This window comes from Aporhodopirellula aestuarii (genome assembly GCF_023701485.1).
In the GTDB taxonomy this organism is placed as follows: Bacteria; Planctomycetota; Planctomycetia; order Pirellulales; family Pirellulaceae; genus Rhodopirellula; species Rhodopirellula aestuarii.
The window spans coordinates 41,121-56,588 of sequence record NZ_JAMQBK010000031.1 but is presented as its reverse complement, the minus strand read 5'-3'; the positions used below and the strand labels follow the sequence as shown (position 1 = coordinate 56,588).

Genomic DNA, 15,468 nt, shown 5'->3' with positions numbered 1-15,468 from the left:
AAAATCAGCGATCCACGACGCCAAAGGGATTCCCCTTCGGCGCCATATCGGTCAAAATCCCGCCATCACCCGGCCACCTGGTGAACATATGAACCAGAACCCGCCCGACGAGCCAACGCAGCTTCAAAAAACTGTGGTTATCATCAACCCGCAGGGGTTGCATGCCCGCCCAGCCGACCTGGTTGTTCGATGTGCGGAGGGGTTTGATTCGACCATTATGATCCAAAAAGGTTCTGAGAAAGTTGATTGCCGCAGCATTTTGTCTTTGCTGACGCTGGGCGCAACCGAGGGGACCGAACTGCAATTGACTGCCCAAGGGCACGACGCCGAAGCAGCCCTCGCGGCAATCGGTGAACTGTTCGAACTCGGGTTCCACGAATTGGGTCAGCCGTCTCAGTAACCACGAACGGTTTGGCTCACCCCGTTTTGACACATCCACCTGGTCCACTCGTCGACATGATAACCGTCCCGAATGCTCCAGGACGACGCAACTGCGTTCCCCGGAACGCTCCCTGACAACCTACTTTTTACAAGAGATCACAGGATGCTTTTTGCTTCCAATTTCAACAGGACCTCTACCCACACATAAACCCACGCTTCCGCTCCGTCACACCGACGGCCGTGTTGATAACGAGTCGTCTCCTCCCCTCTGCTGCACACCCGTCGGCCCCATCGCCACACCACGGGAATGTTGATTTGGGAAGATCGACCGGTGAATCACATCGTCGTTTTCAACATGCAATTGGCAGCCCCGATTGGCGTCATCGCCGACTGGGCACCGTTGAACGGAGCGAATACGGGTTTCCCAAGCGGATACTGCACCTGACCGCCTGTTGACCCGCCTGATCAAGGCGACCCAACAGACCGACACGAATTGGATTCAAAAAGCATCGATCGCGATGCTGGAACTACAAGGCATTCCCGTTTCACCGGGCGTTGCCATTGCGTCCGCCTTGGTGCTCGACGCTGATGGCTATCGAATCCCGCGGTGCATCGTCCCCGCGGCGGACGTTGACGATGAATTCGCGCGTCTGCGCGAGGCCGTTGATGTCGTCTCGGAACAGCTCGAGCAGAGCCGGCTCGAAACCACCGCAACGGCCGGTCGACAGACCGGCGATATTTTCGCAGCTCAGCTGCAGATGCTGCACGACCCGCGGCTTCACAGCGAACTGGAAAAACGTATCGGCGAAGAACGGCAATCTGCCGCGTTCGCCGTCAGCGGCGTGCTACACAATTACGCCTCGGCGCTGCAGAAACTCGAGAACCCCTTCTTGGCCGATCGTGCCCAAGACGTACTCGATATCGAGCGGCAATTGCTTACGCAGCTCGGTGCCGTTACCCGGCAACCGCTGCAGGACCTGAATGAACCGGTCATCGTTCTTTCCCGCATGCTAACTCCGAGCGAGACCGCGGGGCTCAACCGGGAATTCGTCAAAGGCTTCTGCACCGAAATCGGCGGCCCTGGCGGTCACACCGCGATCGTTGCCAAGGGACTCGAAATCCCTGCCGTGGTCGGAATCGGGGAGTTTCTCCCCGTTATCGCGGGCGCCGACTGCGTCATCGTCGACGGAGATCGCGGCCGATTGATTATCGACCCGACCGAAGAAGTTCTCGAACACTATCGCCAACGGGCTGAGTACCGCCGTTCTCTGGCGCAGCGACTGGCACAGCAGAGCCAGCTGCCGGCGACCACCACCGACGGAACCCGAATCTCGCTCAACGCAAACATCGAGTTCCCGCACGAAACCGCCGCCTGCCTGCAACGCGGGGCTGACGGCATCGGCCTCTACCGCACCGAATTCCTGTACCTTTCCTCGGATGAGGAACCCAGCGAAGAGGACCATTACCAAGCCTACGCCGAAGTCATCGAGCAGATGAATGGGCGCCCTGTCGTCATCCGAACACTCGATCTCGGTGCCGATAAAATGGGGCACGGCAAACGCAGCCAGGAGGAAAACAACCCTTTCCTGGGGCTACGCAGCATCCGCCTGTCGCTTCGCAATCTCGATCTCTTCCGCCCGCAGCTCCGCGCCGTCCTGCGAGCCGCCGCGCTCGGCGACGTTCGCGTCATGTTTCCTTTGATCACGACGATCGCGGAGCTCCGCCAAGCCCGCATGCTGCTCAACGTCGTCGCCGAAGATTTGAAAGAAGCTGGCATTCCTTTCCGCAGTGACTTGCCCGTCGGCATGATGGTAGAAGTGCCTGCCGCGGTGATCATGCTCGATCACTTCGCTTGCGAAGTTGACTTTTTTAGCATCGGCACCAACGATCTGGCGCAGTACACCCTTGCGGTTGATCGATCCAACGAATCCGTTGCCGACTTGTACCAGTCAAGCGATCCGGCGGTGCTGCGGTTGATCCAAGCCAGTATTGATGTGGCCGACCAAACACAAACGCCGATCAGCGTGTGCGGTGAAATGAGTAGCAATCCCGCCCGCGCGTTGTTGCTGCTTGGTATGGGGGTTCGCAACTTGAGCGTGCCACCGTCGGCGTTACCGCGGGTCAAAAAGGCGATCCGCAACGTGTCCATCGAGCAGTGTGAAGCGATCGCCGAACGAGTGCGCAAACTCGAATCGGCACGTGACGTGGATTTGTATCTTCTTGACCGTCTCGCCGACTTGGCTCCCGAATTGGTGATGCAATGAGTCGCTCCCGACGCCATCCTCGCTCCAACAGCAACCCGTCGCCAAACCTTCAACCGGTCGGCACACCTCGCTATCGCTACCGCGTTCGATTCGCCAAAACCGGGCTGCTTCGTTGGATCAGCCATCGGGACCTGGCCAATCTTTGGGAACGTATCGGACGCCGCGCCGAGCTGCCATTTTCCATGACGGAAGGGTTCAATCCGAAACCGCGGATGCAATTTCCGTCGGCGTTGTCTCTTGGCGTGGAAAGTCTCGACGAAGTACTCGACCTCGAACTCCGTGAAGACTGGCCGGCTGAAAAACTGCTGGAGAGATTACAGCTCGATGACCAGCCCGGGCTTACCATCAACTCGGTCTCCCGCGTCGACCTCGCCGACGGCAAGTCGCAACTCGCGGCGATGAATTATGCCGTCACACTGCCGGACGATTTCGACGACGAAGAATCGGCCCGTGTTGAACAAGCCATCAATCGAATCAAGCAAGAAGAAACCGTATCGATCGAGCGGAAAGGGAAAACGGTGACCGCCCACGTGGCCACGCAACTGCCCTTACTCGATCTGCAAACAGACAAACTCGTCGTTCGGATCGTGACTGGAGACGGAGCGTCTTTGAAAATTCAAGACATTCTGGATCTGCTCGGTTTGAGTGACTGGCCCGAAAGAGGTGCGACGCTCGTTCGTACCGGTATGGATCTGAAGGGCGAATTGAAACACTCGTAACGTCGGCGTCCATGCGGCCACCCTTGGAGGGATGGCGGCATCCAGCTGATCTCAACACCCTAATGAGGGGAATTTATTTATGAAACGTGAAATGCTCATCAATGTGCTTCAGCCTGAAGAAAGCCGCATCGCGGTGGTCGAAGACAATGTGCTTGAAGAACTTTACGTGGAGCGAAAAAGCGTCGAAGCGTTCGCAGGCAATATCTACCGAGGAAAAATCGTCAACTTGGAACCGAGTATCCAAGCGGCGTTCGTAGACTTCGGCGTCGGACGAAACGGGTTCCTCCACATCAGTGACGTCGAACCACAATACTTTCGCCAAGGTGGTTACGACCCTGAAGAAATCATGCGGGAGTCCGACGAGATGGCCGCCGCTTCGGCCGCGCGTAACCGTGAAAGCGGACGCGGTAGCTCACGAGTCTTCAAAGGCGGACGACCACGGATCAAGCCACCCATTCAAGAGATCTTCAAACGCGGCGACGAAGTACTCGTCCAAGTCATCAAAGAAGGCATTGGCACCAAAGGCCCCACTCTCTCCACATACATCTCGATCCCCGGCCGATACCTTGTTTTGATGCCAGCGCTCTCCCGCGTCGGAGTCAGCCGTAAGATCGAAGATGAAGACGATCGCAAGCGTCTCAAGAAAGCACTTCACGCCTGTAACCCGCCCAAGGGACTTGGGTTCATCGTCCGCACCGCCGGTGCCGGTCGCAGCGAAGATGAACTGCACCGCGACATGGACTACCTCCTGCGTCTCTGGAAAGCGATCGCGCGGCGTATCGAAACAACAACCGAACCGGGCGAAATCTACGAAGAGAGCGATCTGATTATCCGGACGATTCGCGATATCTATAGCGATGACATCGATCACATCCTGATTGACGAAGAAGAGTCGTATAACAAGGCACGCGACTTCCTCAAAAGCGTCATGCCACGCGTCGTCGATCGCTTGAAGTTCTACGACGGTGCCGTCCCGCTGTTCCATAAATACAATCTCGAAGAAGAGATTGTGAAAATCAATCAACGCCAAGTCCAACTCAAAGACGGTGGATCGATCGTGATCGACCCCACCGAGGCTTTGGTTGCGATTGACGTCAACAGCGGAAACTTCCGGGGCAACGCTTCGGCCGATGAAAACGCGTTCCGATTGAACGTCTCAGCCGCCAAAGAAATCGCGCGGCAGCTTCGTCTGCGCGACCTCGGCGGCGTGATCGTCAACGACTTCATCGACATGCGTAAAGAAAGTTATCGTCGCAAAGTCGAGCGAGTGCTGCGGGACGCCATGGCTAAGGATCGTGCCCGTACCAAAATTCTGCGGACGAGTCCGTTCGGCTTGATCGAAATGACGCGTCAACGGATTCGCCCCAGCCTCAAACGCAGCATCTATCAAGATTGCCCGTGCTGCAAAGGCCGGGGTCTCGTCAAAACCCCCGAGAGCATGTCGATCGAAGTTGTTCGCATGCTCGCTCTGGCGGTCAAGAACAAGCACATTGTGCGAGTCACCGTCCGCGTCAACGACGCCGTCGCCGCGTTCCTGAACAACAAGAAACGCCGTGCCGTAACTGAAATGGAAGACGTCGGTAACATGACCGTGCAGATCCTCGGCAGCGAAGGGTTGTTCCCCGAACACCTCGAAGTCGATTGCCGGGACAGTCACGGCGAACGAGTCGAAATCGACTCCTGAGTTATCCAACCTCCTGAGTCACCTTCCCTGGGGCATTCCGTCGATGAGAAGATTCCTTTGCATCGGATTGATTCTCGCGGTCGCCGCAGTCGCTCACCCGGCTGCGGCGTGCACCGTCATGCGGATGAAACTCGCCGATCAACTGATTGTCGCCCGCAATCATGACTGGGGAACTGGCGGAGGACTCTTGATCGTCAACCCACGCGGGATCGAAAAAACCGCCATCACCCCGGTCAACCCGGCAAAGTGGGTCTCGCGGTATGGTAGCGTCTCGTTCGCCCAGTTCGGTCGCGAAATCCCCTTCGCGGGCATGAACGAAAAAGGCCTCACCGTCGACCTGCTTCAACTCGGCGACGCTGCCTTTCCTAATGCCGGCGATGACACCGCGTCGGTCAATGTGGTGCAGTGGGTTCAGTACCAGCTCGATATGTCCGCCAGCGTTGCGGATGTGATTGAGAGCCTCGATGTAATCACGCCGACACCTTTCATCGCGATGCTCGAAAAGGTGCACTACTTCGTGACCGACGCGAGTGGTGACGTCGCGATCATCGAATATCTCGATGGCAAACCGATCGTCCAACACGATCCGGTCACGGCGTGCATTCTTGCCAATTCTACCTGGGAACGATCATGGCAAGCCTGCGAACGAGAGCGGCCAACCAACGGCAGCGAACGAAGGTTCATGCAGGCCAAGTTGTTGTCTCAGACGAAAGACTCCGACGCGCCCGTCAATGACGCGATTGCGGCATTACACCGAGTCGCCCAGTCCCACACGCAGTGGAACCTGGTCTACGAACCCGAGCGGCTTCGCATCTCGTTTCGAACACGAGTCGCTCCCAAACTCCGTCGGATCGATCTCAAGGAACTTCAGTTCGAGGAAAACGCTGAGGTGCTCTGCGTCGACATCAACGCGGACCACGAAGGCGACGTGCAGCAACACTTGCAGCAGTTCACCCGAGAAGCGAACAGCCGAATCGTGGACGACGCGTTCGACGCGATCCTCCCGGCTGGCCTGGTACGATCGACGATCAAGCAGATGGTCCTCAACTACGGCGAAGCCCTCGAACCCGCTTTGATCAAATAGACCAGAGCATGCACCGGCCTGGACCCAACTTGCAATTGGCAACTCGGCATCAGGCGATTACTCGCGTCGTCCCCGAAACCTGACCGGTGCGATGGTCTCTCGTCTGTGTCGTCTGGCACCGCGTCGCCGGCATCCGCAATGATGCTCGATGGGCATTCGCTGTTGCGGACCCGCATGTACCCGAGTGATAAACACGGCCCAAGACTTCCCCTTGGTTTCGCTTCGTTTAGAATGCTCCGATGTTTGAATTACGCTGCACCGTCCGAGATTGCCAAAATATCTTGGTACCCTCCGACTCTGGTCTCACCTGTGAGGCGCGACACCACTTCGATCGTGCCAAACAGGGCTACTGGAATCTGACGCAGCCCCAGGATCGAAAGTCAAAACAGCCGGGCGATTGCACCGAGGCCGTGATGGCGAGGCACCGCTGGCTCGCACGCGGGCACGCCGCCGGTTTAGTTCAGACGCTATCGCCTTGGATCGCAATTCCAACACGGTCCGGTGCTGACTCGCCGCCGCGTACGCTCGACCTTGGTTGCGGAGAAGGCTTCTTCGGTCCTGCCTTGTTCGCGAACGAAGCTGAAGGCTACTGCGGCATCGATCTCTCCAAAACTGCCATGAAGCTAGCTGCCCGGCGTTGGCCGGAGGCAACCTGGGTGCTCGCTAACGCCGACCGCGAACTGCCGGCGACGGACGCGAGCGTGGATCGAGTGATCTCGCTCTTCGGCCGCCGACCTGTCGCCGAGATTCAACGGGTGCTCGCTCCAGATGGGGTGTGCATCATCGCTGTGCCGGGGGAAGAGGATCTGATCGAGCTGCGAGAAAAGGTGCAGCAGTCCGGACATCGACGGCGGCGGTGGGAATTGGTCGTCGAAGAAATGGAGGCCGCTGGGCTCCGGTGCGCCGAGCAAACCCACTGGGAACTCAAGGTGGAACTCGCACCAGACGCCATTCTGGATGCACTCGCTATGACGTATCGAGGCGTCCGGCACTCGCAACAGGAACGGTTGAAAACGGTCGAAGCAATGTCTGTGACCCTCGCCGCTGACCTCCTGCTGCTTCGACGACGCTAACGCACCACATGCCGAAGGGGGGGAGTGGGGCCGGTTTTTATCCTCGCTATTTGCGAAAATTCGCCTCAGACAAGCCTCACATGCCCGCCATAAACCGCGCACGTCGTCGCCGAGAACAACCATGGCAGTAAATATTCGGAAACCCTTCGATGGGGTAGTTCAGATTTGCGTGCATGCCCTCATTTCATTGCACTGAGATCACTCTACCCCCGGAGCTCCTCGAATGGCTGGACCCAAACTCTCCCCGAGATGGCGTCGATGCGATGTTCATTCGCAAAACATCAGACATCGGCGACGTTCGTCTACGATTTTTCGCAAAGACGGGTTACGCCGTTTGTGCGTGTCGTACGGTCGCGACGGGGTCGACGATGGTTGCCGATCGAGCCAAACAAAAGAGCTCAATCGGCGTTTAGTCGATGTTGGCGACAGACGATATCTATGGAAGGTGGTCGACTTCGTCGGTGTTTTGGATGGCATTTCCGAGAGACGAATTGCCAACGCGGGCCGATTTCCCGGGGCGGAGCCCTGCACACAAAGAAAGGAATCTCGATGAAGATGGAAAAACTTCAGCACTTACTCGGGCTCTATCTAGATGGCGGGCTTACCCAGGAATCCAAGGAAAGTCTGGAACAGTTGTTGTTGAGTTCGCCGGTTGCAAGAAAGGAATTCTGGCAACAAACAAATCTGCACGCGATGTTGCTCCAAATCAGTCGCCCGATGCATTCAGTGAACAACAAGCGGTTCACGGCGTGAATGCCGGCAGGTTTCGGTGACGCAACTCAAAGACACAAACCGCTCAGGGTGTGTATGTCCATGTGTGGACAGGTATCGATGCTGAGTTCGTTCTTTGACTCTTCCGATTGTCTTGCGTGAATAGACGCGTGGCTTTTAAGCTTTTGAAACGCGCCGGCAACCGGGTACCGCCTCCGCTTCCTGACTCGAGTCTCACCGAACAAACTTCGGATTGCGCTCTGAAACGTGATACACTGAAGTCGTGTTTCGGATCGTTCTTTGGGACCAGGGAGTCAAAACAATGCGTGACCAGTTCAGTTTCAATCGTCGTCAGTTTTTAGGAACTGCATCGGCCGCTCTCAGCGCGGGACCACTGCTTGCGTCCACCAATCTTCTTGCTTCGGCGACGCCGGTTCAATCAGCCGAATCGTATACGGGTTTGCTTTACGAATCCCTGAGTGAGAAACAAAAGCAAGCAGTTTGCTTTGACTGGGACCACCGAGACAAGAAACGTGGACTCCTGAGAACGTTTGTCGCAAACAATTGGAACATCACCAATCACGAAATCGTGTCCGATTTCTACAACGATGAACAACGAGATCTGATCACAAAGGTATTCGAGTCGATCATTGATCCGTCTTGGCACGAGCGATACTACCAACAACTCGAAGACGACGCTGGCGGTTTCGGACACGAGCAATCGATTGCGATTTTTGGAACTCCCGGTCAAGGCAAGTTTGAATTGGTCATGACGGGCCGTCACATGACTCTCCGTTGTGACGGCAACTCGGCGGACCATGTCGCGTTCGGTGGTCCTCTGTTCTATGGACATGCACCTGACTTCAACGAAGGACCCAATCACACTGGGAACGTGTTCTGGCATCAAGCCGTCGCTGCAAATGACCTATTCAAGATGCTCGATGGCCGACAACAAAAACTAGCCTTGCTCCCGAAAACACCACGCGAACAAGCCGTCGGATTTAAAGGCAGCAGCGGCGAGATTGCGGGGCTCCCGGTTACTGAATTGTCATCGGACCAGAAAGAACACTTGCAGCTGGTACTCAAGACACTCGTCGAGATGTATCGCTCCACCGATCAAGCGGAAGTGATGGCGTGCTTGCAGACACAAGGCGGATTGGATGCCTGTCATCTGGCGTTTTATAGCGACAAGGATATCGGCGATGACGGTGTTTGGGATAACTGGCGACTAGAGGGGCCTGCGTTTGTCTGGCACTACCGAGGCGCTCCGCACGTGCACGTCTGGGTAAACGTAGCCGACAGCCCGGACGTCGAACTCAACGCTTAGTAACGTAACGACAAGCAGTCTTGCACACATTGCGGGACGCTTCCATTACGGCCGCGGGGGAGTCGAATCGGAATCCCCTGATCGACCCCTAGCTTGATAGTGGTGACCATCATGTCAGAAGCGACTATGCGTTTCCGTCTCTCTTTGCGAATCGCTTCGGCGATCGGTGCGCTGATCATCAGTGGTGGAGGGTCGATTGGGGGCAATCGCTGTGCCGCCGAACCGCCCAATATCATTTTGCTGCTAGCCGACGACTTAGGCTGGACCGGGCTCCGTTCCTTTGGAAGCGATTTCTATGAGACGCCCAATCTGGATGCACTCGCCGCGAAAGGAGTGAAATTCACCAACGCCTACGCCGCCTGCACCGTTTGCTCTCCAACCAGAGCATCGATCATGACGGGCAAATACCCCGCCCGCCTGCATCTCACGGACTTTATAGCCGGGCAACACCGTCCGCATGCAAAACTGATGATTCCCGATTGGACCAAACGTCTCGCACCCGATGAGATTACCATCGCCGAATCACTCCGCGCTGCCGGATACCGAACGGGGCACATCGGCAAATGGCATCTCAGCGGCAGTGGTTCCGACGCCGCGGGCACATCACCAACCGATCAAGGCTTTGACGTATCCTTCGAACGGCCAAAAGGGGCCAAAGGTTATTTATTAGAAGACTCGTCAAAAAGTAAAACGGGCTCACGGTATCTAACCGATGTGTTGACCGACAAAGCCTGTGACTTCATCGACGAATCCAGATCGCGTCCGTTCTTTCTGTACTTTGCCTACAACGTTCCCCACACACCGATCCAGGGACGTGCGGACTTGGTCGAATATTTTCAGCGTAAAGTCGACGAAAACGCAGTCCACCGCAATCCGGTCTACGCCGCGATGGTGGCCAGCCTGGACCAAAGCGTGGGCCGTATCGTCGACCGTTTGGATCATCATTCATTGGCCGAGAAAACCGTTGTCGTCTTCTTTAGCGATAACGGCGGACTGACCCAACGCAATGGCAAACACGACGGGTTTACTGACAACTTCCCTTTGCGTCGCGGAAAAGGTTCGGCATACGAAGGCGGCGTGCGTGTTCCCGCCATCGTATCGTGGCCTGGCGTTACCGCCGCCGGTTCCATCTGTAACGAACCCATTATCACGACCGACTTATTTCCGACCTTTCTTGAGATGGCCGCAGTGGAGGTCGACGCAGGCCAGATAATCGATGGGCGAAGTATCACGCCGTTGCTACGTGATGTTTCCACCACTGTGGATCGTGACTTGTTTTGGCACTACCCGCACTATCATGCCGGCGGCGACGGCCCCTACAGCGCCATTCGATCGGGCGACTATCGATTGATCGAATTTCACGAAGATCGTTCCATTCACTTGTACAACATCGCCGAAGACCTCGGTGAACAAGTTGACTTGGCGGCAGTGCAGCCTGAGAAAGCAGCATCACTGCAAGCGAAACTGCATCAGTGGCTCGACACCGTAGACGCTCAACTACCGAATCCGAATCCGAACTACGATCCCGACTTGGCGTCCAACGTCGCAAAGCGTCCAAAGCGGAAATCGCAGTAGTGCCTCAATTGGCACGGCGTTGGATTCGCAATCACCGCAGACTCAGGCGGGATTGATTCCCTCATCTGGTCAGGCGAATCGAGCCGTGACGTGTGGTGAATCCAAAACAAAACCCAGCGGAGTCAACTCCGCTGGGTTTATGCGTTTTCTAAGGTCCGTCAGGACGCTGCGTTATTCGCCGCTGGACGCGGATGCTTCAGCCGTTTCACCGTCACCACCGAGAAGCGGGAAGGACTCTTCCAAAGCGGTCACAGGGGCTGCAGCGAGTTCTTCGAGAGCTTCGCGGCGGTAGTTGACTTCCGACTCTTGGAAGATTCGGAAGCCGGTACCGGCTGGGATCAAGTGTCCAAGGATAACGTTCTCTTTCAGACCAACGAGTTTGTCGACCTTGCCTGCCAACGCAGCTTCGGTCAACACCTTCGTCGTTTCTTGGAACGATGCCGCACTGATGAACGAGTTCGACTGGACAGCCGCCTTGGTAATACCGAGCAGCTGTGTCGAGGCCGTTGCACTCTTGCAGCGTTTGCCCTTAGCAGGCGTTCCGCCCATGGCTTCGACTTCGGCGTTGGTTTGCTCGAAAGCATCCTTCGGCACGATGGTTCCTTCGGTGTAGTCGGTGTCACCAGGGTTGGCGATCTTGATACAGCCGCGGAGTTCTTGGTTGGCCCGGCGGAAGTGGAACCTGTCCATCACGCTGCCTGGCAGCAAGTTGGTATCGCCTGCTGATTCGACTTTCACCTTCCGCAACATGCGGGCGATGATGATCTCACCGTGCTTGTCATTGATTTCCACACGCTGGCTGCGATACACCTGCTGGATTTCGTGCAGCAGGTATTGCTGAACGGCCTCTTCACCGGTCACACGCAAGATATCGTGAGGCACAAGTGCACCGTCAACGAGAGCCTGTCCCGCTTTGACGATGTCACCGGTGTGAACGAGGAAGTGCTTCCCGTGAGGCACGAGGTGTTCACGTTCGATGCCCGACTCGCTGCGGACGATAATCGTTCGCTTGCCACGTTTCCGTTCGCTCAGGATTTCGACTTCACCGTCTACTTCCGCGATCACGGCGGGGTCTTTCGGCTTACGAGCTTCGAAAATCTCAGTAACCCGCGGCAGACCACCGGTGATGTCCGAAACACCGCCGGTTTCACGCGGCATTTCCGCGAGGACGGTACCTGGGATCACTTCGTCGCCTTCCTTCACGGAGATCGTCGCCCGTTCCGGAAGGTATTGAGCGTGCAGCGGTCGGCCTTCGGAGTCTTCGATAACGAGCTGCGGGTGCAAATCACCCTTGTGGTCGACGATCACCAAACGGATGTTACCGCTGGCCTCACGTTCGACACGCATCGTTTCGCCTTCGACGACGTCTTCAAAGCGAATCTTACCGGTGACTTCCGACAAAATCGGAATCGAGTATGGGTTCCATTCGCAAAGGACTTGGCCAGCGACGACTTTGTCGCCTTCTTTGACCATCAATGTCGAACCGGTCGGAATGTCGTATGACTCGACTTCGCGGCCTCGTTCATCGACTAACATCACCTGACCGTTACGGGTCAACACGACGTCGCGGCCTTCAGTGTTCGTCACAGCCTTCATGCGGGTGAAGCGAACTTCACCGTCACGCGTCGACTTGATGTCCGACTCTTCGACTTGCTTGCTCACGCTACCGCCGATGTGGAACGTACGCATCGTCAACTGAGTACCAGGTTCACCGATCGATTGAGCCGCGATGATACCGACCGCCATGCCTTCCTCGACCATCGATCCGGTAGCCATGTCCATTCCGTAGCAGCAGCGGCAAACACCCAGCGGTGCGTCGCAGGCCATCGGAGTTCGGACTTGGATTTTCTCCAGACCCATCTGCTCGATCTTGCGGGCGATTTCCGGCGTGATCATTTGGCTGGCTTCGACGATCACTTCGTCGGTCACCGGGTTAACGATCGACTTCAAGCTGACCCGACCGTTGATCGAATCGGCCAACGATACTTCGACCTTCTCACCGCGATACACGACACCCTTGGTGATACCTTGGGTTGTGCCACAATCGTGCATCGTGACGACCACGTTTTGCGCGACGTCGGCGAGCTTACGAGTGAGGTAACCACTGTCGGCGGTCTTGAGTGCGGTATCGGCCAAACCTTTCCGAGCACCGTGTGTGGACGAGAAGTACTCGAGCACCGACAGGCCTTCGCGGAAGTTTGCCTTAATCGGCGTCTCGATGATCTCTCCGGTTGGCTTCGCCATCAGACCCCGCATACCGGCGAGCTGACGAATTTGCTCAATACCACCCCGTGCACCAGAGTGCGACATCAAGAACACGGGGTTGATGTACCAGCCGCCTTCTCGGATGTCGTTTTCCATCGCGCTCATCATGTCCGCCGTAATGGCTTCGCGAGCATGGGTCCAAGCGTCAAGAACTTGGTTGTACCGTTCCTTACCGGTCATCAAGCCGCGGTCATAAGCCTTCTTGTGCTTCATGACCGTCTTTTCGGCGTCCTTGATGAATTTCTGCTTGGTGTCCGGTGTGACCAAGTCGTCCGTCGCGAACGACAAACCGCTACAGGTCGACTCCCGGAAGCCCATTTGCATCATGTCGTCGAGCAAGTGAATCGTCGGCTTGCGACCGAGACGTTGATAGCAATCGCTAATCGTCTTGGCCAAGTCGCCACTACGCATCGCACGGTTGTAGAAGTCCATGCCGTCAGGAAGCATTTCGTTGAAGCGAACGCGTCCCGGCGTGGTGTCGATCGTCGCGCCATAAACGCCCGAGTCGTCATCCGTTTTGAGCTTCTGGAACTTCGGCAACCGCATTTTGATTCTGGTGTGCAGTTCCACGACGCCTTGAGCGAGTGCGTAGTCGACTTCTTCGTAGCTGCTGAACACCATGCCTTCGCCCTTGCGTCCAGGCAATTCGACGGTCATGTAGTAACAACCCATGACGATGTCCTGGGAAGGGCTCATGATCGGTTTACCGTTGGACGGTGCGAACACGTTGTTCGTGCTCAACATCAACGTGTGAGCTTCCACTTGAGCTTCGATCGAAAGCGGCAAGTGAACCGCCATTTGGTCACCGTCGAAGTCGGCGTTGAAGCCTTTGCAAACGAGCGGGTGCAAGTGAATTGCGTTGCCTTCGACCAGGGTAGGTTCGAAAGCTTGAATACCCATGCGGTGAAGCGTAGGAGCCCGGTTGAGCATCACGGGGTGATTCGTGATGACCTGTTCGAGGATATCCCACACCTCTTCGTCTTTACGCTCAAGCATTTTCTTCGCCGACTTGATCGTGTCGGCGTGGCCGAGTTCTTTCAAACGACGGATGATGAACGGTTGGTAAAGTTCAAGGGCGATCTTCTTTGGCAGACCGCATTGGTGCAGCTTCAGGCGAGGACCGACCACGATGACCGAACGTGCCGAGTAATCGACCCGCTTACCGAGCAAGTTTTCGCGGAAACGACCTTGCTTTCCTTTGATCATGTCGGTCAGCGACTTCAGCGGTCGGTTCGACGAACCGAGCACAGGTCGCTTGCAACGGTTGTTGTCGAACAGCGCGTCAACGGACTGTTGCAGCATCCGCTTTTCGTTGCGAATGATGACTTCCGGGGCATTCAAATCGACCAGTTTGCGCAAACGGTTGTTGCGGTTGATGATCCGGCGATAGAGGTCGTTCAAGTCGCTCGTCGCGAAGTTGCCGCTGTCGAGCAACACGAGTGGGCGCAAATCGGGCGGAATGACCGGGATCACGTCGAGGACCATCCATTCGGGACGGTTATCGCTGTCACGGATCGACTCAACGATCTTCAACCGGTTGATCAGGTCTTTCTTCTTCTGCTTGCTGCCGGTCTCTTCGAGGTCGACACGCAGTTGCTCGGACAACGGCACGAGGTCGAGTTTGTTGAGCAGTTTCCGAACGGCTTCGGCACCCATGTCGGCTTCGAATGAACCGGGGCCGTACTGTTGCCGCGCGGCGCGATACTCTTCTTCGGTGAGCAGTTGCAGCGGTTCGAGATCGGTTTCGCCCGGATCGATGACCACATAATCTTGGAAGTAAATCACCTTCTCGAGCGAACTGGTCTTCATTGCGAGCAGGTTGCCCAGTCGCGAAGGCATTGCCTTAAAGAACCAAATGTGCACAACAGGAGCGGCCAATTCGATATGGCCCATGCGTTTACGACGAACACGGGAGTGAGTGACCTTCACGCCGCAGCGGTCACAAATCATGCCCTTGTACTTCATCCCGCGATACTTGCCGCAGGCACATTCCCAGTCTTTCTCAGGGCCGAAGATGCGTTCGCAGAAAAGACCGTCTTTCTCCGGACGGTAGGTACGGTAGTTGATCGTTTCGGGTTTCTTAACTTCACCGAACGACCAGCTCTTGATGTCTTGGGGACGCGCCAAGGAGATGCGGACCGAAGCGTAATCGTTGATGCGATCGTAGTTGCTGGTTTCGCCAACTGACATGGAAGAAGCCTTTAGCTATTAGCTTTTAGCTCGTCGCCTGCGGCCAAATGTTTGTTTGGCAGGAAGGCATTGAGCGTTTTGAAGTGGAAGGTTTCAAGCGATTTTGTCGCGATACAGTCAGGCAATAGCCCAACGTCAATTTATCTTCAGGCGGAAGATCTCTCGCGGAACGGCGTCGATGAGAAGAAGTTGCTT

Annotated in this window: 10 protein-coding genes; 9 read left to right on the top strand and 1 reads right to left on the bottom strand. The window is 56.3% G+C overall.

Going from position 1 to position 15,468, the window contains the following annotated elements:
- Positions 1-88: 88 nt before the first annotated feature.
- The 9 genes from NB063_RS11925 (at position 89) to NB063_RS11885 (ending at position 10,818) form a co-directional block, all read left to right on the top strand.
- A complete protein-coding gene (locus NB063_RS11925) occupies positions 89-400 on the top strand; it encodes an HPr family phosphocarrier protein (protein WP_250928955.1) in 312 nt (103 codons plus the stop codon).
- A gap of 499 nt (positions 401-899) precedes the next feature.
- Positions 900-2,645 carry a phosphoenolpyruvate--protein phosphotransferase gene (ptsP, locus tag NB063_RS11920; RefSeq protein ID WP_250929143.1) on the top strand — a complete coding sequence of 582 codons (1,746 nt, stop codon included), beginning with the start codon at positions 900-902 and terminating at the stop codon, positions 2,643-2,645.
- The gene (locus tag NB063_RS11915; protein WP_250928954.1) at positions 2,642-3,364 is read left to right on the top strand and encodes a TIGR03936 family radical SAM-associated protein; all 723 of its coding nucleotides are present in this window, start codon (positions 2,642-2,644) and stop codon (positions 3,362-3,364) included. The genes ptsP and NB063_RS11915 overlap by 4 nt, the downstream gene beginning before the upstream one ends.
- Positions 3,365-3,443: 79 nt before the next feature.
- A complete protein-coding gene (locus tag NB063_RS11910) occupies positions 3,444-5,048 on the top strand; it encodes an Rne/Rng family ribonuclease (RefSeq protein ID WP_250928953.1) in 1,605 nt (534 codons plus the stop codon).
- Positions 5,049-5,091: 43 nt separating this feature from the next.
- Positions 5,092-6,132: a linear amide C-N hydrolase gene (locus NB063_RS11905; RefSeq protein ID WP_250928952.1), complete on the top strand. Its 1,041-nt coding sequence runs from the start codon at positions 5,092-5,094 to the stop codon at positions 6,130-6,132.
- A 239-nt stretch (positions 6,133-6,371) separates the two neighbouring features.
- Entirely contained in the window at positions 6,372-7,205 is an 834-nt protein-coding gene (locus tag NB063_RS11900; protein ID WP_250928951.1) for a methyltransferase domain-containing protein, read from the top strand.
- A gap of 549 nt (positions 7,206-7,754) precedes the next feature.
- Complete coding sequence (locus tag NB063_RS11895) at positions 7,755-7,958, top strand: hypothetical protein (RefSeq protein ID WP_250928950.1); 204 nt, start codon at positions 7,755-7,757, stop codon at positions 7,956-7,958.
- Between the two features lie 280 nt (positions 7,959-8,238).
- Positions 8,239-9,243, top strand: coding sequence for a DUF3500 domain-containing protein (locus NB063_RS11890; protein WP_250928949.1), 1,005 nt, complete (start codon positions 8,239-8,241; stop codon positions 9,241-9,243).
- Positions 9,244-9,354: 111 nt separating this feature from the next.
- Complete coding sequence (locus tag NB063_RS11885) at positions 9,355-10,818, top strand: sulfatase (protein WP_250928948.1); 1,464 nt, start codon at positions 9,355-9,357, stop codon at positions 10,816-10,818.
- A 171-nt stretch (positions 10,819-10,989) separates the two neighbouring features.
- On the opposite strand, the gene rpoC is transcribed toward NB063_RS11885, so the two are convergent.
- Entirely contained in the window at positions 10,990-15,273 is a 4,284-nt protein-coding gene (rpoC, locus tag NB063_RS11880) for a DNA-directed RNA polymerase subunit beta' (RefSeq protein ID WP_250928947.1), read from the bottom strand.
- Positions 15,274-15,468: the final 195 nt, after the last annotated feature.

Excerpts from the sequence above, each read along its gene's own strand:
- NB063_RS11925 (WP_250928955.1), top strand. The coding sequence starts at position 89 with ATGAACCAGAACCCGCCCGACGAGCCAACGCAGCTTCAAAAAACTGTG.
- ptsP (WP_250929143.1), top strand. The coding sequence starts at position 900 with ATGCTGGAACTACAAGGCATTCCCGTTTCACCGGGCGTTGCCATTGCG.
- NB063_RS11915 (WP_250928954.1), top strand. The coding sequence starts at position 2,642 with ATGAGTCGCTCCCGACGCCATCCTCGCTCCAACAGCAACCCGTCGCCA.
- NB063_RS11910 (WP_250928953.1), top strand. The coding sequence starts at position 3,444 with ATGAAACGTGAAATGCTCATCAATGTGCTTCAGCCTGAAGAAAGCCGC.
- NB063_RS11905 (WP_250928952.1), top strand. The coding sequence starts at position 5,092 with ATGAGAAGATTCCTTTGCATCGGATTGATTCTCGCGGTCGCCGCAGTC.
- NB063_RS11900 (WP_250928951.1), top strand. The coding sequence starts at position 6,372 with ATGTTTGAATTACGCTGCACCGTCCGAGATTGCCAAAATATCTTGGTA.
- NB063_RS11895 (WP_250928950.1), top strand. The coding sequence starts at position 7,755 with ATGAAGATGGAAAAACTTCAGCACTTACTCGGGCTCTATCTAGATGGC.
- NB063_RS11890 (WP_250928949.1), top strand. The coding sequence starts at position 8,239 with ATGCGTGACCAGTTCAGTTTCAATCGTCGTCAGTTTTTAGGAACTGCA.
- NB063_RS11885 (WP_250928948.1), top strand. The coding sequence starts at position 9,355 with ATGTCAGAAGCGACTATGCGTTTCCGTCTCTCTTTGCGAATCGCTTCG.
- rpoC (WP_250928947.1), bottom strand. The coding sequence starts at position 15,273 with ATGTCAGTTGGCGAAACCAGCAACTACGATCGCATCAACGATTACGCT.